Here is a 23,470-nt window from a genome sequence, read left to right as displayed (position 1 = left end):
AACAACGGTTTAATTTTGGGTTTTCGATTTTTTTTTGAAGACATTGGAGTAATATAGCATTTTAATTTGAGATGTAAAACTAGGATTGATATAAATCGGGAATCGGGAATCGGGAATCGGGAATCGGGAATCGGGAATCGGGAATCGGGAATCGGGAATTGGGAATTGGGAATCGGGAATCGTAGGAAATAGAGCCGATTATTTTGTGATATTTATTAAAATGCTGCTATAGCCATAATTTTTATAGTTTAATCAAGCATTAAATCAAAAGAAATTAAGGCTTTATTTACCAGAGTATTGAAAATTTATTTGTTATTCTTAAGATAATAATTAATACTTTTATAAACTAAAATTTTAAGTATTTTCCTGAGATTATTGTTTGACGAGAGTGAAACAATATTGTGATAATTTTTGTTCCCGACTCCCGACTCCCGACTCCCGACTCCCGACTCCCGACTCCCTGTTCCCTATTCCCTGTTCCCTGTTCCCTACTCCCTACCCCCTACTCCCTGTTCCCATTGCTATACGACCTTCACGTTTAACCCGTAGATGAGATTGCCACAAAGACCAAACTCCAGCCAGATTACCTGTAATTTCCAACCAGATTAGGGAGATCGGATAATTGCTTGAACCTTTTAGCCGTTCAAAGATGCGCCATAAATGAGCAAGTGGCAATCCCAGCACTATTTGTACCAATCCTCGCCAATCTCCATCTTCTAGTAATGTGGTGAGATTGTAAGCAACATGACCTTTACTGTAGTTGTAAAGCTGACGACGTAGCTCTGCCATTTCAGTACGATGCTTATGCCACACATAAGCGTTTGGCTCATAGACCAGGGTGTAGCCAGCTTTAAGTACCTTATAAAATAAGTAAGTATCTTCTCCAACTCCTGAAGGCATACCAGCACCGAGGACTTCGTTCATGAGGCCAATCTTGGGATGGCGAAAGATACTGCTACGAAAAGCAACATTAGCCGTTGCTCCTAAGGTCCAAGTTGGTACAGGCTTGTAGAAAAAGGATTCAAACCAATCTCCGTTAACCTCCAACCGTTCAAAGCCCCGTCCCAAGCCGCCATAATTTTCAAAACACTGCTCGGCTTTAGTTTCCAACTGTAAGGGCAAAACATTACCTGTGACAATCATTACATCCGGTCTAGCAAAAGGAGCGATTAGCTTTTCTAACCAATCTGGTGGTACAGTAACATCATCATCTATCGTAACCACGATATCCCCGGTACTAGCAACAAACCCAGCATTGCGAGCATAAGCTGATCCCTGACGGGATTCACTAACTAAAATAACATCAGGAAACTCAGCAACTACTGGTGGAGTCCAACCAGAAGCGGGATGATTATCAACTACAATAATTTCCAATTGTCGAGTAGACTCTTGGGCAACTAGGCTACACAAACACTTCCGCAAATCTTGGGGTCGATCATAGGTAGCGATGATAATAGAGACTGGTATAGTATCCGGTAAATAAGTTAGTAAATCAGTCTCTTTATCCTTGGATTTATAGTGATTCGTTAAGATAGATAGTGCTTGATTATGATAGTAATCCCTACTGAAGTTACGGTCTACTTGCAGCAGCTTCTGACCAAACTGATTGACAATAACCTCAATTAAGCGATTCTTGCTAATCCCTCGATCAGGGTTAGCAATATCAACGCTACCTAAAAGGTGATCATGCCATTTTACAAAGACTCGTACTGATGAGTACTCTTTTACATCAGTTATTGCCTGTAAAGGTTCCCGTAGATCGACAGTGCGCACTGCCATACCTGGATTGGTTTTAATCTTTGGTATTTCTTCCTTAGTCAGAGCAGGAAAGATAGGGTCAGAAAAAATCGGGTATGGATCACTATCTATATCAACTTCTGTTTCTCGTTCTTGGTTACCGAAAGATTGAGTAATCTCAGCAGCAGTGTGGCGAGCTTTGTGATAGCGAGTTAAACCAGTGAAGCAGCCTTTGAATTCAGCCAGAATTAAATCCCGTGGGAAGCGAGTGGGATTTTTGAAATCAAGACACAGACGTCTTAAATTCCAATAAACTATCCACCATAGCAAAAGCAAGAAGAAAGAAAGACACTCATCTGGATAGGCAAAGACGCTACGGATAGCGTAAGAAAACAGACCAATACTGTTATTAGTAATTTGCGTACGCAACTGAGCATAATCCCGTCGATGTCGATGGCGCACTATGGCACTAGGCTCATAGACCAGGGTATGTCCTTCCTTAAGCACCCGGAAAAACATTTCTAAATCACCACCACCATTAGTGACAGTACCCACATCTAAAGCAGGGTCAAAGAAACCAATATCATCAAAGACTGAGCGGCGATAAGCCATGTTTGCCCCTGTACCGAATTCTCCAGTACCTAGGAGTCTCCAATGGATTTTGTTGCCTCGATTAACCTGATACCATTTACGCCTCATGCCTCGCCCGAAGCCACCATACATTTCAAACAGCACTTGTGTTTCGGTTTCCAATTCATAAGGCACAACTAACCCAGTCACTGCCATAACGTCAGGATGTTTAATAAACACTAGGGCTAAGGCTTTCACCCATGCTGAATCAACCACTACATCATCATCAGTATAGGCAATAATGTCTCCTTTAGCTTCAAGAATAGCTCGGTTTCTCGCCCAATCTAAACCTGGACGAGGTTCACAGATATAACGAATATTACCATAAGTTTCTACCAGTTTTTTGGTGCTATCATTGGTGGGAGCATTATCAACAACTACAATATCTAAGTAAGGATAATCCAGTTGATTGATAGCATCTAAACATAAAGCAAGATTACCAGTGCGATCGCGAGTACAAACCGCAACTGTTACTAACGGCAACTTGCCCTTATACTCCGGTGGTGGCACATCAAACAAATCCTCAAGGCACAAGCTTTCCCGTCCGAGAGGTAAGGATAATCCATTGTACAAAAGACGATTGATAATCGTCTCGCTATGGTCTTCCAGAATACGTTTACTTAAGGTTTGTGCTGTGCAGTGACCATTAGTAATCGGTGCTTTAACATATCCAATTGGCGCACCATGGAAGCGAAGCAGTCCTTGCACTGCCATATAACCATCCAAACCATCAAGAGTAGTCAGGGGGCGGCTCAACTCAATGTCTACTACTTTGATTGGATAAAGCATAATCGAAAATCTTTTATATCATCAGCAGTGAACGGTGTAATAAATTTCCAAGCAAGAGCTTGAAATATAGACTACCTCGGCGTTTCGTTAAATCCGCATAACTGACTGATAAACCCGGTTTATTAACATAATTATCAGATTTAAGCTTAGTGATCATTCTAAATACGCTTTTAATGAACAAGATATACAACCCATAGCGAAAAATAGGGGTAATAAAATCCGCTTTCAAAGCTTGAGATAGCCAAAATAATGTACTGCGATCGCTACTACACTGACTACTTTGTCGTGCCAAATACATATAAAAACTACTCTTAGACAATCGATAAAGTGCTGCTGGAATCTCTGGATGCCTTTGTTGAACGTCACGTAGCATCAAACCATGAGACTTAGCCATTTGGCTGTAGTCGCGAGACATACTACTAACAATCTTGCGATAGCCAATCATAAATTCCGGCACAACAGCAAATTCATAATGTTCTGAAATTCGCAGATAGAGCTCCCAATCCTCACACCCTTGAGCCTGTTGTGCTTTCAATTGACAGTTGTAGCCACCGACGGTTTCAAAACAAGAGGCGCGAATTACAGATGCACTAGCATTGCCTAAAAAGTTATGACATACCAGAGTTTTATAAACCTTTCCTTCTATAGTTGAGGCACGGAAATCTCCAGTCAGTGAATTTTCGGCATCAATATCCGCCGACCAAGCATAAACCAACCCTACCGATCGCTCTGTTGCCAAGAAGCGTTTAACTTGCTTTTCTAAATTTTGCGGATACCAAATATCATCAGCATCCAGGGGAGCAATATAATCTCCCTTCGCGTTTTTAATCCCTAAATTACGAGCAGCAGCCACCCCTAAATTTGGTTGTTGTAGTAAAATAACACGCTGATCTTGCTTAGCAATAGATTGAACAATCTCAGCTGTGCGGTCTTGAGAACCGTCATCTACCACTATCACTTCCATATTTTTATAGGTCTGAGAAAGAACAGACTGTAATGTGATTTCAATAAACTGCTCTGTATTATAGGCAGGGATAATCACTGAAACTAGTGGTAAGCTATCAACTGTTTTAACAACCGACATTTGATGATTTAAATTTTATATCTATACTTTCCACAGGGATAAACTGAGTTTTTAATTTAGCTATCAGCATTTAGCTATAGCGTTTCTAGGATTTATGAGGTACGCTTTTCAACCTCAAAGTCCCCCTTGATAAGGGGGATTTAGGGGGATCGATTTGTACCTCATGGCATAGAGAATTGCTATATATCAAATGGGATTATCCGCTGACTGCTGATAGCGGATGCCTGACTGCTAAACCTGTAGACACAACCTCTATTACAAGTACAGAGTTACTCAGTCAATTCAGGACTTTTTGAAAATAAAATCTCTATTGGTGATTATTCGGTAGTTTTGTTAAAGCCAATCAACGAGTTAGTTAAATTTATTATAAACTGATTTTTTTTCCTAAGCTAATGTTATACTATTTGAGGGTATTATTGAGATGCAGAGTAACGATTTAATCTCAAAATCTCAATCAGTAATTGAAGGTAAATTCTCTAAAGAATGATTGACTCTGCTAGACTCACTATCTCCGTAATCATCCCCGTATACAACGGAGGCGAAGACTTTCACCAATGTCTTGCCAGACTATCTCAAGCTCAACCCCCTCCCGATCAAGTGATTGTAGTAGCTGATGGCGATACTGATGGCTCATGGCGTATAGCCCAAGATTTTGGAGCCACGGTAATTCGATTGCCCACAGCAGGGGGTCCCGCTAAAGCCCGAAACCTAGGAGCGAAAGAAGCACAGAGCGATATCCTGTTCTTTATAGATGCTGATGTAGCAATCTATCCGGATACTATTGGTCAAGTGGTGAAAATCTTTAACAATGAACCTAATTTAACCGCTTTAATTGGTTCTTATGACGATGCTCCCGGTGCTGCTAATTTCCTTTCCCAGTACAAAAATTTACTCCACCACTACACTCACCAAACTGCATCTGAACAAGCATCTACCTTTTGGGGTGCCTGTGGCGCAATCCGTCGTGACATCTTTCTTGCCATGGGTGGCTTTGAGGAAAATTATCGTCAACCCTGTATTGAAGACATTGAGTTAGGCTATCGACTCAAGGAAAAAGGTTACAGGATTAAGCTGTGTAAGACTCTACGGGTGAAACATCTCAAGCGCTGGGGGATAATTTCTCTGCTTAGAGCTGACTTTTTCTACCGCGCCTTGCCCTGGACTGCCATAATTCTCAAGGTTCGCGACGCAAGTCCAGAAAACTGTCGTGAGTTTATCAGTGACTTGAACCTAAAACTGTCTAGTCGTATTAGTGTGGTGTTGGTCTATGCTCTACTAGGTGCTTTAGTTACAGCTTATTGGTGGTCTAGTACTGTGATTGCTATTGCTACCTGTGTGTTTAGTCTCGCCCTGCTAGTACTCAACAGACCTGTCTACCAATTCTTTTATCAAAAGCGTGGTCTATTATTCACTATACGAACCGTTCCATGGCACTGGCTGTATTACTTTTACAGCGGACTTGCGTTTGCCATTGGTATAGTTCGTCATTGGTTTAAAAAGTACCTAAAACCTCTGATAGACTTGCCTAATATCTCAGGTTTTAATCATTATTGAATCCTGATTATTGCGGAGTTTTAATTTTAAAAATTTAACAATAATAGTTGATAATAACTGTTTGAATTTTAGGGTTAACCTAGAATTGCGATCGCTATGGAATAAAAATCGATATTCTCCTACTAAGCACTGACCACTAACGCACTCACCACTGACGCACTATTTTTAATCAATGGAACATTATCCCGTAGTGATTACAGGGGCAGGACCGGCTGGTCTTACTGCTGCCTATGACCTGGTTAAACAAGGCATTAAACCTATCGTTTTAGAAAAATCCAATAAAGTCGGTGGTATTGCTCGCACCGAAGTCTACAAAGGCTATCGCTTCGATATTGGTGGTCATCGCTTCTATACCAAAGTAGAAGCAGCGCATCAACGTTGGCAAGAGGTTTTAGGGGAAGACTTTATCAAAGTTCCCCGCATGTCACGGATTTATTACCAGGGAAAATTCTACGACTATCCCCTCTCAATTTTTAACACCCTATCGAATCTAGGGATCATTAACAGTCTGGTTATTTTGCTCAGCTACTTCAAGGCAAAAATCAAGGCAAAATTGCGACCTTGGCATGAACCTGAAACCTTTGAAGAGTGGGTAAGCGATCGCTTTGGTCGTCGTTTATACAGAATCTTTTTTAAAACGTATACGGAGAAAGTTTGGGGCATACCCTGCGATAAAATTCAAGCAGAATGGGCAGCACAGCGTATTCAAAAATTATCTCTAAAACGAGCAATTATCAATGCTTTGTTCGGAAGTCAAAATAGCAAAAGCTTGATTAAGGAATTTGATTACCCCATACTTGGACCAGGGATGATGTGGGAAAAATTTCAGCAAGCAGTAGATAATCAAGGTGGTCAGGTAAGACTGAATACTGTAGTCACTAGTATTCAACGAGATGGTAATCATATCAAAAGCATTACTGCTTTGCAGGATGAAAAAACTATCAGTATCTCTGGAGACAATTTTATCTCTAGTATGCCAGTGACAGCACTGGTTAAAAAACTCGATCCACCTCCCCCACCAGCGGTAATCCAAGCAGCAAAATCCCTATCTTATCGAGCTTTTATTATTGTAGCGCTCATTATTGATGCTAAAGATTTATTTCCTGATCAGTGGATTTATATCCATAGTCCAGAGGTGAAAGTGGGTCGCATCCAAAACTTTAAGAATTGGAGTCCAAAAATGGTATCGGATCCTAGCAAGACCTGTCTGGGTTTAGAATACTTCTGTAATGAGGGAGATGAAATATGGAATCTATCTGAGAGCAAATTGCTGGATTTAGCCACCCGTGAATTGGCGAGTTTAGGTCTAGCTGATGCCAAGGCTGTAGAAGATGGTACTGTGTTGCGCCAACCTAAAGCTTACCCTGTTTACGACCGTGATTATCGTCAGCATTTACAAGTGATTCAAGATTTTTTAGCAGACTTTGATAACCTACAAACCATTGGACGTAATGGGATGCATCGCTACAACAATCAAGACCATTCGATGTTAACAGGAATGCTAGCAGTTAAGAATTTACTGGGGGAAAACCATGATCTGTGGGAGGTAAATACTGAACGGTCTTACTATGAAGAATTTACTACAGAAGAGTTAAAGCAAAAACAGGATTCAGTAGAGGACTCAGTTTTTCAGCCTGTATAGGCTATATAGCAATTATACGACTTGTGAGGTACAAATATCTGGGTTTTAGGGAGCAGGGAGCAGGGAGCAGGGAGCAGGAACCCACCCCTAGGGCCTGTTTTCAAACTCGGAGATCCCCCTAAATCCCCCTTAAAAAAGGGGGACTTTGAGTATGGCTCCCCCCTTTTTTAAGGGGGGCTGGGGGGGATCATAATCTTGCGGAAAACTTTGAAAACACGCCCTAACCCCTCCCAGGAGGGGAAGGCAAGAGTCAATAGTCAAACAGTTATGTGTACCTCATGAGTCCTAGAAACGCTATAGGGTTTGTATTTGAGATGTAAACCTGTATGGTCTTTTTTTTACTGTCCAATAAAACTGAGGATCTCTTTCCCCTTTTGCCTCTTGCCGTCTTGATGCAGTCGCTCATGGGGGAAACCACGGCAGTCGCTCATGGTTTGTTCGCGTTCGCCTTTGGCGTGGCCTACGGCCAAGCGTGGCCTACGGCCAAGTTACCGTAAGATAGTGGAGCCTTATTAACAAATATTGAACCCTTTTCTGCATAACCTGCTAACTATAAAGGCTCCACTATCTAAGGTTTCGTCTCCGGGGGAACCCCCAAGACCGCGCTGCCTCCCCAAGACCGCGCTGCATCGCTCTTGCCTCTTGCCTTTTTCGGCAATTCGTGTGTTTACAACCCAGATACAAATGCTATATAGGCATGTTCTACTTCATCACGACTTGGAATTTTCTACTTATTCCTTGCTACTTGATCGGAACTGCTGTACTGAATTTACTGCAAGCGGATTCCTTTAAACGAGTTAGCGATCGCATTATTGCAGCAGTGTGGTTGGGCATCGTTGTGCTCTCCATTGCACTGCTAGCAACCTCCCTAGTATTTCCCCTCAATTCCTGGGTAGGCTGGTGTACCGCTGCTAGTCTAAGTTTATTGTCTCTGACATCACAACCTACCCGGGATGAAATTGCTAATCTATTTTTCATGGTGTTTCCCAACTTAGCTTTGGGATTGTTCACCTTAGAATTTGGTGTCGCAGCATTCACCAGCCGACAAGTCACTTGGCTTGACACAGGTCTCTATCACTATGGAGCCATCCGATGGTTGTCCGAGTATGGAGCAGTGCCAGGTATCGCCCTGCTTCTTCAGCAGCTTGGTTTTACCTCATCGTGGTTTGCTCTCGCTGCTCCGTTTAACCCTCCAATTTTCGATGCTCAAGTTAGTGCCATCACCAATGGCTTTGCCTTTCTTCTGGCAATAGTACACTTTCTGATTGCTCTACCTCAACTATTTACCAATCAAGCACAGCTCAGTGACTGGTTTATCGTCATCTGCTCATTAATTCTACTCCCTCTCCTAGCTCTATCCAGTTTAATGTCAGATATTCTGGTATCTCCATCACCAGATATCCCAGTAATTTTGCTGACCGTAATCATCGCTTGGGCAATGTTAATCATTGCTCACCATCGCTCATCATCCGTAACTCAGGATGAAAATTATAGTTTTAAAAATAAATTTAATAATAAATTTTACGATCAATTTATCCCACTAATTTTAGCAGCTGGAGCTGTAACTATAAAGCTTACTTGTCTACCTATATTATTAATATCAGTTATTTTTTATAGTGTTTTCAGTAGGTTTTGTATAAAACGACTAGTGATAGGTGCTGTCATCACTAGTTTACTCTTATCACCCATGTTCGCTGTCAATATCGTCACCTCTGGTTGCCCACTTTTTCCATCATCATTCTTATGTCTGGATTTACCTTGGTCTTGGACAGCAGAAGAAGCTAAAGCAGTTGCTGAGAACACTCAAGTTTGGGGAATTTGGTTTGACTCAGCTCCACCAAATATTCCTCCCTGGCTTTGGTTATTTGGGATTTGGTTGATTAATAGTACTCTAAATCAAATCGCTACTGTAATAATTTTAATTTCAATTTTCTTAACTATCTCTATTCTCAGAACATCAATCAATCATCGCCTCTGGAGTTTGATGTGGGTATTAGGATTAGCTATTTCGGGAACGGTATTTCTGATGCTCTATGCTCCCGTAATCAGATTTGGAATAGGATATATAATTCTTATACCTGGTTTATATATTACTATTATTTTTAATAAAAAGTTTGGCAATTTTAATTTCCTAATTACAAAAAAAATACAGGAATCAAAATTATTTATAATTCCTCTAGTTTTTAGGATAATTAGTTATTTAGCATTAGCGGTTATCACCTTAGCTATTGTTCTAAATCAAAAAACGTCCTATCGACTGATTCTCCCTCCCCAAATGATGACGTCATATTTAGAAAAAAAACAAGTTAATGGTATTAATTATTTGTCTCCCCCAGATATCTCTCCAGAAGACCATGAACTATGCTGGTCTGCTAAACTACCTTGTGCCTTTGAAATAGAAGATAATATCCAACTTCGCGATCCAAACCTTGGTATTAAAGGTGGTTTTATAAAAGTAAAAATGGAACAGGGAACAGGGAACAGGGAATAGGGAATAGGGAGTAGGGAGTAGGGAGTAGGGAGTAGGGAGTAGGGAGTAGGGAGTAGGGAATAGAAATATGTTATAAGCCTCAAGGGGTGACAACAAAGCTCAAACCTAGGCAGGTGTTAGGTGTTAGGTTTTAGGTTTTAGGAAAATTACAGCGACTCGTGTTGTTGTATTTCCCAGCAGTTGAAGCAATTTTCACCAATCCAACTGCATAGATAGTTTTAATCAACCACTACGCCATGAAGATGTTCACGCTTCACCTAACCCCTAAAACCTAACCCCTGTAAGATTTTAAAGAGCGCTTGTCACCCCGTGAGGTGATAAGCTTTGCTTCCAGCCAACGGCTTAATGCTTACACAACACCAATATCCTCATTCCAAAGTTTAGAGTTATTCAGAATAAAGTCTTGCATTAATTGATAGCAACTATCGTCATTTAAAACCTCAACAATCACACCTCTAGAACGGAGTAATTCTTCCTCACCTAAGAAAGTTTGGTTTTCCCCAATCACAACATGAGGGATCTTGTACAACAAAATAGCGCCAGTACACATACTGCATGGGGACAATGTAGTGTACAAAACTACATCTTGATAAAAAGAAGCAGGTTGAGAGCCAATATCCTCAAGAGCATCCATCTCGCCATGAAGGATTGCACTACCTTTTTGGACTCTCCTGTTGTGTCCACGCCCTACAATTTTACCGCCCTTAACCACAACTGAACCTATCGGTATTCCTCCCTCCTGTAAACCTATCTGAGCTTCTTTAAATGCTGCTAGCAAAAACTGATTCACAATTGCACCTCATCACTCTGAGCTACTGCATCTTGGCTAAATATTACGACAAAAACTATCCTATTTTTAAATCGATGGCTACCAAACAGTTGAGACGGCCATAAAATAACAGCAAATTAATAAAATACTCTTTGTTGCTAATTTCTAAGGGATTCAGCTTATGCGCTACGCGAACGCGAACAGCTTATGTGCTACGCACACGCGTGCGCGTTCAGCTAATGCTTACTATCACTCCACCCCCTCCAATAACAGAGCCACTTGTTCAGGTGCAGGAAGTTGATTCTGCAATTGTTGTGGTAAGGTTGAAACTATTCGATAAGTAGCAACACCAATCGGTTTGTTTGACTCCTTTAAGGCATATTCCACAATGGTCTTATCCTTAGACTTGCACAGAATAATTCCTATGGCAGAATTCTCCTCTTCTAGCCTCACTTTATCATCTAACGCTGCTAAATAAAACTGCATCTTGCCTATATATTCCGGCAAAAACTCCCCGATTTTTAAATCGATGGCTACCAAACATTTTAGATGGCGATGAAATAACAGCAAATCAATAAAATACTCTTTGTTGCTAATTTCTAAGCGATACTGACTGCCAATGAAAGCAAACATTCCTCCCATTTCCCGTAAAAATGGTTCGACCTTGGCTAGAATTGCTTGCTCTAACTGACCCTCACTGTACTGATCGGCTAGCTCCAAAAAATCAAAGATGTACTCATCTTTAACGGCTAACTTAGCTTGCTTACGAATATCCTCGGAAACTGTCTGTTCAAAATTCGTTTGATTCAGCAACGTTTTCTCGTAGGTTTGATTCTCTATTTGGTGAATCAAAACATTTTTTGTCCAGCCAAATTTCCGCGTCATCCGGATATAAAACTCTCGCTCTAAGTCATATTTACACTTTTGCATAATAAGCAAATTATGACTCCAACCAATTTCTGCAACCATTGGTTGCAGTTTTTCATTTTGAGAGTAGGTGAGATATAAATTGCGCATATTCCAGATATTCCGAACCGAAAAGCCACTGATACCTGGAAACTCCGCTTGTAAGTCTTTTGCTAGTTGTTCCACCACTGACTTACCCCAGGTTTCTCCCTGTTGACGGGTAACAATTAACCGTCCAATATCCCAATAAAGAGTAATTAATTCCTTGTTGACTGCTTTGAGGGATTGGTACTGGGCCTCGCGAATGCGCTCCTTGACTTCTACTAGTAGTTGCCGATACTTCCCTGAATCCAAGTCACTCATCTGGTTTCCGATTCAACAACATTTGTCCAAAAGGTGATCATAACAAAGGTAAAGCAGCCTCGTAGGGTGCGTTAGGGACGGGCTCGCCTTAATTTTCCGCCTCGTAGCCAGTGTTGGAATAGCCCGTCCCGTAACGCACCGCCAGTGTTGGGACAGCCCTTCCGAACACTGTAACAGGCAAGATGCCTGTTCCACGCCTGATACCCTTTCCACGCCTAATGCCTGTTCCACCCACCGGGTCAAACAGCTTTTAGGAGATGCACCAATTTCTGCCACCAATGGTGACAGTTTTTCCGTAAGCATTCAGCTAATGGGCTATGTCACAGCTTCAAAGCCTGTGCCACAAGGCCAACAGCTGACCGCTGATAGCTGATAGCTGACCCCTGACTACTTACTTCCCCCCTCAAATCCTCCGTTGAGAATCCTCAATATCATTCCTTAGCTGCTCTAGCTTGCTTTTTACCTCTGGATCTTCCAAATTTAAAAGCTTTTGATAAATTCCCTCAGCAGCCTCTAGCCATTCAACTGCTTCAGCATACTCTTCTAGGTTGTGGGCAATCTCACCAAGCTGTTCTTGAATTTCCGCCTGCAATGGCAAATTGTTAGCCTTTGTGGCCAGTGCCAGGGCTGTGCGGTAACGCTGCTGAGCGTGTCGCTTTAGTCCAATGCGCTTATACATGTCAGCTTGGATCTGATAAATGGCAGGATTTTCTGTACCAGCTTTGATTCTTGTTTCTAAAAGGTCAATGGCATTCTGATTGAGACAAGTGTTGGGATAATTTAGATCTTGGCAAGTGCTGTGATACAGATGAGCTTTTTTCTGAGCTTTGGCATCTGCATCCAGATTTTGTGTCTCAATCTGAGCTAAGTTCTTCTTCAGCTCCTGCTCCTGGTCATCTGTCAGCAGGGTAATGGTGGGAGCTGGATCTTGATTGGGATTTTCAAGTGAAGACACATCGGTACTAGCAGTTACCACTATAAAATAATCCCGATCCCGTCGGAGTTCGGAGCTATCAGGATAATCAACTATGGCTTCAGATACCCGTTTGTCCCACACTGGTGTTGCCAAATCCTTGATAGTAACATCATAGTGGCTGGCTTCTTTCACCCCATGCCAGCGCAGGGTCAGGGGTTGATTAGGACGTAGTGCTGTATTCCTCGGACTGATCAGGTAGGGAAAGTCTTCATTCTCGATGCCACGTCCAGGTGCTAGGTTATCTCCCGGTCGGAACAATATTCCTGAATTTGGGCAAACTTCAGACACCTTCAAAGCTTTTCCTAAAGGAACTTGCCAATTACTGAGATCACTGCAGGAAACTGTAGCAGAGGACTGAGGGTTTTTGACCCAGATCTGGTCTGTTAGCTTGAGACGATCTCCTTGGTGAGCTCGATCATAACCAAACCACAGGCGACGTTTCACTTGAACATCTCCTGTGACAGCTGCGATGTAGTACAGACCTTCAGCCGGAATAGTTGCTGGAGCCGCGATCGCGATTAGAACCGTGGAAAGTAGGGAGATGGAGAATAGACGTTTCCAAATCATGGCCTTTGTTTCTGTTGTTGAGCTTTCTGAATACGTTCATTAGCTAGATGTAACCAGGTGTCTTCTTCTGGAATCAAACGATTTCCTATTCCTAATTTATTAGCTAAATCTAGCCATTTGTTTGCTTTTGAAATACTGAGATTTGTGATGATTAAATCGCGACAATGTTCCCATTGCTTGAGAGATTCTTTGGCAGCTTCAGGTTTTTTCTGGCGTTCAAGTACCTGAGCTAAAATACAAGAGGCAGAGGCACGATTGGGCAGATATTTGGCCACATCTGGATTCTTAGCAATCTTGGTAGCTTTTTCCAGGGCAATTTTAGCTTCATCATCCCGATTTTGTTTGAATCTTACCCAGCCTAGATTTTTATATAGATTGTATTTATCCTCTGGATAAACTGATTGCTCTGTGGTTAATTTTAGACCTTCAACTAAAAGGTTTGCCGCTTTAGGATAGTCCTTTTCTAGAATGTAGAGTCTGGCCAAGTTGTTGTATGCCCGAGGAATGTTGGCACTTACCGCCAGCTGGTACTCTTGCTTTGATTTCTTGAGCTGTAACCAGTCTTCATACAGTCGTCCAAGATTGTAATGGGCCTTAGCATTATCAGGCTCCAGGGCAATCGCTCTTTGGTAGTCGGCTTCAGCACTACTAAGCTCACCGGCTCGATAGTGCTCTAAGCCACGTTGATTGTAGATAGCTGAAATACTGGGTAGACTATACCAAAACCCTAGCAATCCCAACAGTAGAGCCATGGTGGAGCAAAACTTAGTTTCAGCATGAAGAAACTTGGGCACCTTCAAACGAGTTAGCAATTCCTCAAAACCTTTTTTCAATGCTTCTGAGAAATCGTTGTCTTTTTGGTCTTCTTCGGTAAGGTCACTTTTGGCTTTTAGCAGAGTGATCAAAGTTGGTACAATGATGGCAAAAGTGCCAACCACATCCGGACCACCACTTAAGAAACGACTGGCAATATTGACCAGCAGAGCCAGACTGACACTCCAACCTGCAAAGGTGACACCGTTAAACACCCAGTCGCAACGATCTAGGGGATGAGGAGGACGCTGTTGATCCAGATACCACCACCAGCCCTTAGGCTTTGCTGGTAGGCTGTTGCGATAGCTAGAAAGTTCCAGAGCTTGGTAAATCCGTTGTTTGTGTTGTTGGAGTTGGGCATCTAGCTCATGGATGCACTCTAGAAGCTCTGCAGGTATGAAGGGTTCCTGAGTGAGGGCATTGTTGAGTGCATCTCTGGCACACAGAATCTCTAGAGCTTGTTGATCAGTCAAGGGAGAATCTGTGGCTAGGGACTGGAGGGCAGCTCGATATTGACCAAAAAAATGGGTCTCAAGCCCCGTCCTTCGCTGGATATAAACCTTAGAATAAAGGAGCCTTTATGGTTGTTCAGCTATACGTAAAAGAGGTGGGACCCGTGGCGAATTTAATTCTTAATAGGTCAAGCGCACCTTTGGTTAAAACTTGGCAAATTTTGGCTCCTTTATTCTTACGGTAACTGTGGCCTACGGCCTCCGCTGCGCGAACAAACCATTAAGTTCTCTAATTTAAAAAATCATTTTATTAGCCACTTCTTTGAACGAATTTTCAATGGCCGCGAGACTCTCAGTGGTCAATATTTTTTGGCGGTACTTAGTTACGCATACTAGGTGCATTTGCAAGGAGCGTAATACTGTGCCAATATTCCGGAAACCCATTGTCAAATCTTGTAGATTACACTATAATCGGAGTACAGACCAACTAATAAACGCCAATTGAAAGCAAGATACAAATATCGTTTTTATCCAACTGACCAACAGAAACAGGACTTAGCTAGGCTGTTTGGCTGTGTCAGAGTCGTGTGGAACGATGCTCTGGCTATTTGCAAGAAATCTAAGAAAGTTCTAAAATCTGGAGACTTACAGAAACTGGTCATAACTCAGGCTAAAAAGACCGAAGAAAGAAAATGGTTGTCTGAAGTGTCAGTCGTTCCTTTGCAGCAGTCCGTAGCTGATTTGGGAGTTGCTTTTAAGAACTTCTTTGAGTCGCACAATGGAAAACGAAAAGGACGAAAAGTTAGGTCTCCACGATTCAAAAAGCGATCCAATAATCAATCAGCAAGATTAACTCGCAGAGGTTTCTCTATTCAAGGTGATGGAGTTTACTTAGCCAAGATTGGGGTAGTCAAACCGATCTGGTCTAGGGAATTGCCATCTGATCCAAGCTCTGTGACCATTATCTTAGATTGTGCTAACAATTATTTCTTGAGCTTTGTAGTAGATATTGAGCCTGTTCAAGTTGATGCCAAGAACCAAAGCATTGGGATTGATCTAGGTATCAAGACTTTCGCGGTAATGAGTGATGGGGGTCATGTCAAGAGTCCTGACTATTCAAAACTAGATTGAGCTTTGCTCACGCTACGCGATCGAAAATTACGCAAACAAACACGAAAGTTTGCTAGACAAGCCAAGGGGTCTAACCGGAGGGAGCAAACTCGCATTAAGATCGCAAGACTAAATAATAAAATCGCCAACAAAAGGAAAGACTTCCTGCATAAGTTCTCAACTAGGATAGTCAGCGAGAACCAAGTAATTGTCCTAGAAGACCTTAACGTGTCAGGAATGGTCAAAAATCGCAAACTAGCGCGAGCTATTAGCCAGCAAGGTTGGTCAGAATTTAGGAGTCTAGCTCAAGCAAAATCAGATAAATATGGCAGGGATTTTCGGGTTATAAGCCGTTGGGAACCCACTAGTCAAATCTGCTCAGATTGTGGGTTCAAGTGGTGGAAACTCGATTTGTCCGTACGCTCAATACTCTGTGTTAATTGTGGAACCGAGCAGGACAGAGACATCAACGCTGCTAGAAACATAGAAAAAGTCGGCATGGGGCATCGGCATGACTCTAAATGGGCAAGGAGGGGCGATAAGACTGTTGAGACCGTAGGTCACGCTACGCGAACGGCAGCACACCCCGATGATCTGTCAAGAATCACAGTTCTTCTAGGACGGTGAGTATGTCAACATATCTGCCCTGGCTTTCGTAGAATCCAGCCAGATTATTGAGGCTGATTGCTACATCAGGGTGTTCTTCTCCCAAGATTTCCTGCCGAATCTCTAATGCTCTCTCGGCTAGCAAGTAGGGTGGGCAGTGCTTGAGACAGATAAGATCAGCTTGCAAAGCGCATTGCTAGGCACTGCCCACCGACGATTAATTCCAATGGTGCCAGATGTGAGTATAAACATTTCGAGGATCACGAATTGTCTTATAAAACTATAGTCAATCAAACTTTTATCCTAATAACTTACCCTTTAAATCCTTAGATGAAATTCCTTGATCGTTACCAGAGCGATAATTTTACCAAGCTTATTGAGTTTGAATAATTTCTGTGATCGGAATACTTTCCTGATCTCCTTCTACTTCTATTGGTTGATGCTGAATGTGCTGACGCAACACCTGATTAATCAAGGTTTGATAATTGCCTCCACCAGATAGATGTACCTGCTCACGAAACCACTCAATAACATCGTTATCTAAACAAATAGTGATCCGAGTCTTACCAGATGGCATCGGGTCAATCGCGCCACGCTTACCTTGACTAAAATCATACTCAGCTTCCATCTTCATCCCTCCAGATATTGTTTATGTTACGCTAATGGTGATCAATCGTTCCTCCTCAAATCGTTGCTCCTCAATTGTAATGGCCATTGGGTCAGAGATTATCTATTTTTATAGACATTTCCTCTAAAGCCAATCGTATAAATTTCTATATCTGCTAAGGTTAAATTAATGGTAAAAATTACTCTAACTTTACCAATACGCAATCGATAAAAGCCTTACCAATTTCCTTTCATTTACTTGATGTCTAGGTCGTTAAAAGGAATAATTTACTTAGTTTCAATAGCATCAACAAGCTGCCTGAGTTGTTTACGAATATTTGCGGTAGTTTCCTGATCAGCAGACTCTAAGAATTTAATCGCACTCTTGCGGAATTTAATAGTCATTTTTAATCCAATCTGTCAGATCAGTCACGTCTTCAGTTTCATAGTCTTGAGGTAAACCAAAGGTGGTGTCAAGCTCTTGTTGCTCTTGATCACTAACGTAAGGCATTAACATATGACAGAGTAAGAGTCTTTCTTCTCTCAAAACTTCTCGGATGCTTTCTTTGATCAGTGTTTTTAAGTCTTGAGTTTCCATCGCTTTTGAATTAAAGGTTATTTTTTTAAATTATATAGCAAAGGGAACAGGGAACAGGGAACAGGGAGCAGGGAGCAGGGAGCAGGGATTAGCCAAGAGTGAAACAATCCTGTGTACCTCATGAGTCCTAGAAACACTATAGAGAGCAGGGAGTAGGGAGTAGGGAGTAAAGTAAAAAAAAATAGCCGCAGAAATACTATCCACGGCTATTCCAATTTTTCATGTCACAAAATTAGCAAACCTAACCTGATCAGATCCTATCTGATTCGACCAAAACCTTGGCCAGGGGGGAAACCCCCCCAGAAAATTAGCGATGCAGCGCGGTCTTGGGGGTTTCCCCCATGAGCGACTGCATCAAGACAAGGTGTTATGGCAACAACCAATACTTGGTGATTGTAGTGATCACTTCCCCTGGAACATCAGTCGCTTCCAGAGGGGTCCATTCCGCTATCTCTGCATAGCCTAGGGCATACAGCATTTGCATACTATAAAGTACTGATTGACGAGAACCTTTCAGAGTGTGTTGAGCAGGTTGTTTCTTGAAGTTTTGGCTTAATTTTTGTGACATCATAAAAAATCTCATTTCGGTTTATATTGATTATTGTAATGATTATAATTATAGTTGTCAAGGGTTTTAAAAAGTTTTTTTTGGAAGTTTTAGGATTAATAAAAAATTAGCGTTCGCGTAGCGTATCTTTCAGATAATCGCCTTTGGCGCGGCTTCGCCGATCGCGTAGCGTGACATGCAGGTCAATCGCTTTTAGCGGAAGCTTTGCAGCTCTGCCCTCTGTTAAAGAAAAATCAATTAAAATTTTGATTGGGGGAGGATTGCTATAGTAAAAACATTGCTCTCCAACACCCTAGTTGGCCATCTTCTTCAACTAGGCCAAAAACTCTTCGGTTCTTCAGTACCTTTTATGCTAAATTTAAACTTAAAAAACTCATAAAGCTTACTGTATAAGGAAAATGATGGTATTTAACTAACAAAATTTTCTGAATACGGCCTCTTTACACTACTCCCTGCTCCCTGCTCCCTGCTCCCTGCTCCCTTAGCTAAAGTGTTTATTTAGCATAACAAGTACGGAAGAGCCAACTCTTCCAGAATCACCGATGTCTCCAACACAGAAGAGGAAAAGAAAACAACCTTCTGATTTGTTGAATTTTTGAGAATTGAGAATTGGAATATGCCTGTCGTGTTGGCGTTGCTGATTATGGGTATGGTTTCGCCCCCCTAGCCCCCCAATTCTGGGGGGAACAAAACTATCAAAGTCCCCCAGAATTGGGGGACCAACGGGGGCTTTAATAAAACCAGATGATCGCGCATTCATTCCTTAATTCAGCAACGCCGTCGTGTTGGTACAAAAACTATTTTCTACTTTGGTGAGACAATTACCACTGGTTGTAAAAACTGGAGTTTGTGGACATCACCTCTGGGTCGGTGTAGATAATGGTTTATAGAGACACAACAAAAACCAGTGACTATTGAAACTCAACGTACTAGTCGTTTTATCGACCCCTGGCCTTATATTGCTATCGGGTCTACAGTACTGGTATTTTTAGCCTTATCCCATGGTTATCGGTTCCAGAAAACACTGCTATCTACTACCGTCAGTGCCAGGCAAGAGGAACCGCTGCAACTTCAAACACTGTCCCTCAAGCGCCAGCTGATTGGTGCTCTTCGCATTGAAGCTAAAGCAAAAATTCCCCTTAACCGATGGGTTACTTATGAAATCCAGTTACTCGATGGCCAAGGTCAACCATTCGCCTCCGCCATCAAGCAAGCCTGGAATGAATCAGGAACTTGGTATGATGATGGGGAGTCTGGTAGTTGGCAAGACGATGACCTGTTAGGAGGACTTGATGTTCGCGCCAAGCAGGATGAGATGGTGACCATTGCCATTGCAGTTTTGGAGTATGGAGATACATCAGGACAAGTACTCGATCAACCTGTGCCGTTTCAGGTAACTGTCCAAAATGGAGTGATAGATACGCGCTATCTTTGGCCAGGTTTAGTGGGGACATTATGTCTTACCTTGATAACTTTATATGCAGCGCCATTAACCGGGAAAAAAGCCATCTTCAAAACGATTAACGATAGCGACCCCAGCGATCGCGCTATAGTCGGTGGTGCAAATCGCCTTGTGCGGGTTAGAGTTGATGTTAAGGCAGATGAAACTTCCCCATCGAAACTAGAAGTTCGCCTTTTTGTCAAGGACTCCTATGGTGAGGAAATCTATAACCGTTCGTTTCCCTTGCCTATGAACTATCTCAAAATCAACGGCAAGATCAAGAGAGCAACAGGTCATTTACACACATTCTTCCTGTTGGAATCTCGCAGTTCCTATGGTTTCTCCGTGGAAGTATGGCCAGATGCATCTGTCGATCGCACAACCTTGAGAGTTATTGATGGCAACCGTACCTTACAAAGTGTTGAGGTGGTAAAAATTAGCCCAACTTTTGATACGCCATTAATGCCTTAAAAACAGTTAGGGGAGTGTGGGATATCGAGAAAAAAATCTATTACACAGTTTCAGCTGTGTCACGGGCTTCGAGCAAGATGCTCCCACTACGCGAGCAAGATGCTCGCACTACTTGTATTTTCCATCCAGGAATTGATCCCATGTTGACCAAAATTTTGACAGCGACGACAGTTGCGATCGCACTATTTACCATAATAGCAGGTTACACTCAGCGTTCAGCCCTTGTCCTGCGGGAAGAAAAACAAGAGAACTACTGGCCCCGACATCGGACATATTTATCCGGTTACTATTATCTAGGTATTTGGGAATCGTCGCCCAATCGCTCAGACTATGGTAGCTTTCGCGGAGGCGGTCCGGCTACTGGGAAATAGACTATGGAAGATGCGATATCAGATGGGAAACCGATAGCTAACTCTAGCATCCCATCCCTCAAACGGGACCAGCGTTGGTTGCTGATGATTGCTGCTGCGGTTTCCTCAATTTGTGGACTAGCGGTAGAACTGTTGCTGGGAACTCTAGCAAGTTACTTGGTAGGGAATCAAGCTCTATCCTATGGTATTTCCGTTGGAGTATTTCTCGCAGCAATGGGTCTAGGGTCTTACCTGAGTCAGTTTATTGCTGTCAATCAGACCAATTCCCCATCTCTACAACACGAACTACTCTTAGTCTTTGTCAAAGTTGAACTACTCATTGCGCCCCTAACTGCCGTATTGCCTTTAGGACTATTTGCTGTATTTGTTAGGAATGGTTCCATCTGGCTGGGTTTATTCTTCGTCACTATTGTCCTGGGAGTACTAGCAGGACTGGAAGTGCCGCTACTGACCCGAATTCTGGAATTGGACAAAGGGGTGCGGGAAGCATTAGCAGGTGTTTTAGCGTTAGACTATTTGGGAGCACTACTGGGTTCCCTCGCTTTTCCCATCCTCTTATTACCCATTATCGGTTTATTTCCTACGGCTTTTGTCTTAGGGTCATTACCCGCCTTAATGGTGTTTGCCATTGGGAGACGCTTTCCCAGACTGCGGCCCTGGGGATATTTGGGTTTAACCCTAGGTATTCTCCTGTTTACCTTGGCTCCCTTAGCCATTCCGATTAGCGACAAGCTGGAAAATACTCTGTATAGTGGGCCAGTGATCACCCGCATCCAGTCTCCCTACCAACGCATTGTCCTCACACGACAAGGACAGGATGTTCGTCTCTTCCTCAATGGCGATTTGCAATTTTCCACCCTCGACGAATACCGCTACCATGAAGCTTTAGTCCATCCCGCCATGAGTGCTAGTGTTGGTAGGCGTCGGGTTCTGGTGTTGGGTGGAGGTGATGGTATGGCCTTGCGGGAAGTGCTCAAATGGCCAGAAGTCGAACGAGTCCTACTAATCGATTTAGACACCGAGGTTGTCAAGTTAGCTAGTCATCACCCTCAATTAGTCCAAGTTAACGATAACTCATTTTCCGACCCCCGTGTCGAAGTGTTGTATGCTGATGCTTTCATTAGGGCACCCGCACTCAACGAAACCTTTGATGTGATTATTGCCGACTTTCCCGACCCCGATCAAGAGATTATTGCCAAGCTTTATGCAGAAGGATTCTACCGTCGTCTCTTACCGCGATTAGCAGACAAAGGCATGTTTGTGACTCAGGCATCTAGTCCCTTTTTTGCTCCCAATGTTCTGAGTTGTATTGCCGCAACCTTGGAAAATGTGGGACTATTAGTTCATCCCTATGTTATAGATGTCCCCAGCTTTGGGCCTTGGGGTTTTGTGCTAGCATCAAGGCGATCGATTCAGCCGGACACCCTCAATTTATCGGTATCAACTCGCTTTCTCACCCCAGGCATTTTACACTCCTTGTTTGAGCTGCCAGGAGATATTAAGTTGGGTAATGTCGAGGTCAACCGCCTTGCTCATCCTGTGATTGTACGCTACCAATCTGACCCCCGTTGGGCAGCTTACTAGTGCAAGAAGGCTCCAAGACAGTCCCGATAAACAATTTTTTTCACCACCATGCATGAAAATCAATCTCTCCTGACTCCTGTCTCCTATTTTCAGATTAGAAGGCGGGAGCCAGGAGGCAAGAAAGTACTGCTTGACGAGAACCTTTGAGAGTGTGCTGAGCAGGTTGTTTCTTGAAGTTTTGCCTGAATTGTTGTGACATCATAAAAAAAATTAATTTCGCTTTTTATTAATTATTTTAATTATTATATTTATAATTTTAAAGGGTTTTAAAAAGTTTTTTTTGGTAAGTTTTATGATTAATAAAAAACAAGCAATACCGTAATGTATATTTAAAATAATCGCTTTTATAAAATTAGCGATCGCGTAGCGTGACCTACGGTCAATCGCGTAGCGTCTCTTTCAGAGAATTACTTAGTTTTTAACTATTATTTTTATAGCGTTTATTGCCTCAAAGTCCCCCTTTTTAAGGGGGATTTAGGGGGATCAGTTTCTACCTAATGGCAGAGAGAATAGCTATAATTAGTAATTTTAACAATAGCGCTGGTAGCAGTAGCTTCTAAAATAGACAAGGTTTAATCAGCGCGGAGATTGTAACGATAAAATACAAATTACTGATTTGCTATAATAACTTAAGCTTAAGCGCTACGCGCACGCTACTTGAGGTGCTATCAGCGATTAGCGCTATGGATAGGATTGATAAGGAAAAAGAAGCAAACGCTAATATTCGCCAACTCTTGAGTGAGCGTTTAGCTCAAGCAGATATCATTTCTTTGGAAGTTGAATCTGTCAATAATGAACATCCTTGGATGGAATTTGCTGGTATGTATGCCAATAATCCTCTGTTTGATGAGGTGCTAGCAGATATAGCAGCCTATCGTGATGAAATTGATGCAGAAGAGGCGATCCAATGAGATTGGTAACGCCGGAAATAGAAGGAAAATGCGATTCTCTGAAAGAAACGCTACGCGAGTCACGCGTTCGCAAAGCGTGGCCAAAGGCCTCAGCTTCCGCTAAAAGCGAACGCGCCCAAAACTATTGATTTTAGGGGATTGACAAAATCAATGATTTGTAGTTCTAAGTTTAGACAAAATTACCTTGATTTAGGAGGATTGACAAATCCCTTTACTTGTGCAGCTAGGCGTGAGCATATTTAATAATATTAAGGTTGATTAAGGTGGATTGTTATTGAGGAAAAAGCAAGTTACTATCTGAAGGTTGTCAGCTTTAAGTAATATGGGCATGGTTAAGGTATGATGATAGCCACAGCAAGTCAAAGAGCAGATTTAAGGGACAGATGGGAAGAGCAAACGTATGAACTCCAATAACCGTCAACTGTCGACCA

At 42.3% G+C, this 23,470-nt stretch carries 21 protein-coding genes and 1 pseudogene; 10 read left to right on the top strand and 12 right to left on the bottom strand.

The features are described 5' to 3' along the window. Positions 1 to 66: 66 nt before the first annotated feature. The gene (locus tag F6J99_RS20390; RefSeq protein WP_293114757.1) at positions 67 to 192 is read left to right on the top strand and encodes a hypothetical protein; all 126 of its coding nucleotides are present in this window, start codon (positions 67 to 69) and stop codon (positions 190 to 192) included. A gap of 209 nt (positions 193 to 401) precedes the next feature. Continuing rightward, positions 402 to 542: a hypothetical protein gene (locus F6J99_RS20385; RefSeq protein ID WP_293114755.1), complete on the top strand. Its 141-nt coding sequence runs from the start codon at positions 402 to 404 to the stop codon at positions 540 to 542. Here F6J99_RS20385 and F6J99_RS20380 read toward each other — a convergent pair. Continuing rightward, the gene (locus F6J99_RS20380; protein ID WP_293114753.1) at positions 496 to 3,156 is read right to left on the bottom strand and encodes a glycosyltransferase; all 2,661 of its coding nucleotides are present in this window, start codon (positions 3,154 to 3,156) and stop codon (positions 496 to 498) included. The two genes, F6J99_RS20385 and F6J99_RS20380, sit on opposite strands and share 47 nt — an antisense overlap. 13 nt (positions 3,157 to 3,169) lie before the next feature. Continuing rightward, positions 3,170 to 4,240: a glycosyltransferase family 2 protein gene (locus F6J99_RS20375; protein WP_293114751.1), complete on the bottom strand. Its 1,071-nt coding sequence runs from the start codon at positions 4,238 to 4,240 to the stop codon at positions 3,170 to 3,172. Positions 4,241 to 4,723: 483 nt separating this feature from the next. Between F6J99_RS20375 and F6J99_RS20370 the strand changes: the two genes are divergently transcribed. From F6J99_RS20370 to F6J99_RS20360, 3 genes are all read left to right on the top strand, one after another. After that, positions 4,724 to 5,794, top strand: a complete 1,071-nt coding sequence (locus F6J99_RS20370) for a glycosyltransferase (protein WP_293114749.1) — start codon at positions 4,724 to 4,726, stop codon at positions 5,792 to 5,794. 172 nt (positions 5,795 to 5,966) lie between these two features. Next, the gene (locus F6J99_RS20365) at positions 5,967 to 7,436 is read left to right on the top strand and encodes an NAD(P)/FAD-dependent oxidoreductase (RefSeq protein ID WP_293114747.1); all 1,470 of its coding nucleotides are present in this window, start codon (positions 5,967 to 5,969) and stop codon (positions 7,434 to 7,436) included. A 697-nt stretch (positions 7,437 to 8,133) separates the two neighbouring features. Beyond that, positions 8,134 to 9,927, top strand: coding sequence for a hypothetical protein (locus F6J99_RS20360; protein WP_293114745.1), 1,794 nt, complete (start codon positions 8,134 to 8,136; stop codon positions 9,925 to 9,927). Positions 9,928 to 10,276: 349 nt separating this feature from the next. Here the strand turns inward: F6J99_RS20360 and F6J99_RS20355 are convergent, their stop codons facing one another. From F6J99_RS20355 to F6J99_RS20335, 5 genes are all read right to left on the bottom strand, one after another. Continuing rightward, positions 10,277 to 10,717, bottom strand: coding sequence for a nucleoside deaminase (locus F6J99_RS20355; RefSeq protein WP_293114743.1), 441 nt, complete (start codon positions 10,715 to 10,717; stop codon positions 10,277 to 10,279). Positions 10,718 to 10,945: 228 nt separating this feature from the next. Continuing rightward, positions 10,946 to 11,965 carry a PDDEXK nuclease domain-containing protein gene (locus F6J99_RS20350; RefSeq protein WP_293114741.1) on the bottom strand — a complete coding sequence of 340 codons (1,020 nt, stop codon included), beginning with the start codon at positions 11,963 to 11,965 and terminating at the stop codon, positions 10,946 to 10,948. 403 nt (positions 11,966 to 12,368) lie between these two features. Further along, positions 12,369 to 13,508, bottom strand: coding sequence for a tetratricopeptide repeat protein (locus F6J99_RS20345; protein ID WP_293114739.1), 1,140 nt, complete (start codon positions 13,506 to 13,508; stop codon positions 12,369 to 12,371). Beyond that, the gene (locus tag F6J99_RS20340; RefSeq protein ID WP_293114737.1) at positions 13,505 to 14,794 is read right to left on the bottom strand and encodes a tetratricopeptide repeat protein; all 1,290 of its coding nucleotides are present in this window, start codon (positions 14,792 to 14,794) and stop codon (positions 13,505 to 13,507) included. Before F6J99_RS20340 ends, F6J99_RS20345 begins: the two co-directional genes overlap by 4 nt. A 273-nt stretch (positions 14,795 to 15,067) precedes the next feature. Beyond that, a complete protein-coding gene (locus tag F6J99_RS20335; protein ID WP_202972095.1) occupies positions 15,068 to 15,175 on the bottom strand; it encodes a transposase in 108 nt (35 codons plus the stop codon). A gap of 99 nt (positions 15,176 to 15,274) precedes the next feature. On the opposite strand from F6J99_RS20335, the pseudogene F6J99_RS20330 reads away from it, so the two are divergent. Beyond that, positions 15,275 to 16,510, top strand: a pseudogene (locus tag F6J99_RS20330) (transposase). Here F6J99_RS20330 and F6J99_RS20325 read toward each other — a convergent pair. The 5 genes from F6J99_RS20325 to F6J99_RS20305 all read right to left on the bottom strand — a co-directional run bounded on the left by F6J99_RS20325 (position 16,488) and on the right by F6J99_RS20305 (position 18,261). Continuing rightward, positions 16,488 to 16,676: a tetratricopeptide repeat protein gene (locus tag F6J99_RS20325; RefSeq protein ID WP_293114735.1), complete on the bottom strand. Its 189-nt coding sequence runs from the start codon at positions 16,674 to 16,676 to the stop codon at positions 16,488 to 16,490. The pseudogene F6J99_RS20330 and the gene F6J99_RS20325 sit on opposite strands and share 23 nt — an antisense overlap. 186 nt (positions 16,677 to 16,862) lie before the next feature. Continuing rightward, on the bottom strand, positions 16,863 to 17,117 hold the full coding sequence (locus tag F6J99_RS20320; RefSeq protein WP_293114733.1) for a BrnA antitoxin family protein: 255 nt from the start codon (positions 17,115 to 17,117) through the stop codon (positions 16,863 to 16,865). Positions 17,118 to 17,489: 372 nt separating this feature from the next. Beyond that, positions 17,490 to 17,693, bottom strand: coding sequence for a hypothetical protein (locus F6J99_RS20315; RefSeq protein WP_293114731.1), 204 nt, complete (start codon positions 17,691 to 17,693; stop codon positions 17,490 to 17,492). 30 nt (positions 17,694 to 17,723) lie between these two features. After that, positions 17,724 to 17,897 carry a hypothetical protein gene (locus F6J99_RS20310; RefSeq protein ID WP_293114729.1) on the bottom strand — a complete coding sequence of 58 codons (174 nt, stop codon included), beginning with the start codon at positions 17,895 to 17,897 and terminating at the stop codon, positions 17,724 to 17,726. Positions 17,898 to 18,060: 163 nt separating this feature from the next. Continuing rightward, complete coding sequence (locus F6J99_RS20305; RefSeq protein WP_293114759.1) at positions 18,061 to 18,261, bottom strand: hypothetical protein; 201 nt, start codon at positions 18,259 to 18,261, stop codon at positions 18,061 to 18,063. A 907-nt stretch (positions 18,262 to 19,168) separates the two neighbouring features. Between F6J99_RS20305 and F6J99_RS20300 the strand changes: the two genes are divergently transcribed. From F6J99_RS20300 to F6J99_RS20285, 4 genes are all read left to right on the top strand, one after another. Continuing rightward, entirely contained in the window at positions 19,169 to 20,173 is a 1,005-nt protein-coding gene (locus F6J99_RS20300) for a hypothetical protein (protein WP_293114727.1), read from the top strand. Positions 20,174 to 20,250: 77 nt separating this feature from the next. Beyond that, positions 20,251 to 20,544 (top strand): hypothetical protein, encoded by a 294-nt coding sequence (locus tag F6J99_RS20295; protein WP_293114725.1) that lies wholly within the window; start codon positions 20,251 to 20,253, stop codon positions 20,542 to 20,544. 3 nt (positions 20,545 to 20,547) lie between these two features. Beyond that, the gene (locus tag F6J99_RS20290; RefSeq protein ID WP_293114723.1) at positions 20,548 to 22,128 is read left to right on the top strand and encodes a polyamine aminopropyltransferase; all 1,581 of its coding nucleotides are present in this window, start codon (positions 20,548 to 20,550) and stop codon (positions 22,126 to 22,128) included. A 683-nt stretch (positions 22,129 to 22,811) separates the two neighbouring features. After that, positions 22,812 to 23,039: a hypothetical protein gene (locus F6J99_RS20285; protein WP_293114721.1), complete on the top strand. Its 228-nt coding sequence runs from the start codon at positions 22,812 to 22,814 to the stop codon at positions 23,037 to 23,039. Positions 23,040 to 23,470 lie beyond the last annotated feature (431 nt).

The sequence above is a fragment of the Moorena sp. SIO4G3 genome (assembly GCF_010692305.1).
Lineage (GTDB): Bacteria > Cyanobacteriota > Cyanobacteriia > Cyanobacteriales > Coleofasciculaceae > Moorena > Moorena producens_A.
The sequence above is the reverse complement of the archived record's forward strand: the minus strand, read 5'-3'. Positions and strand labels throughout refer to the sequence as shown.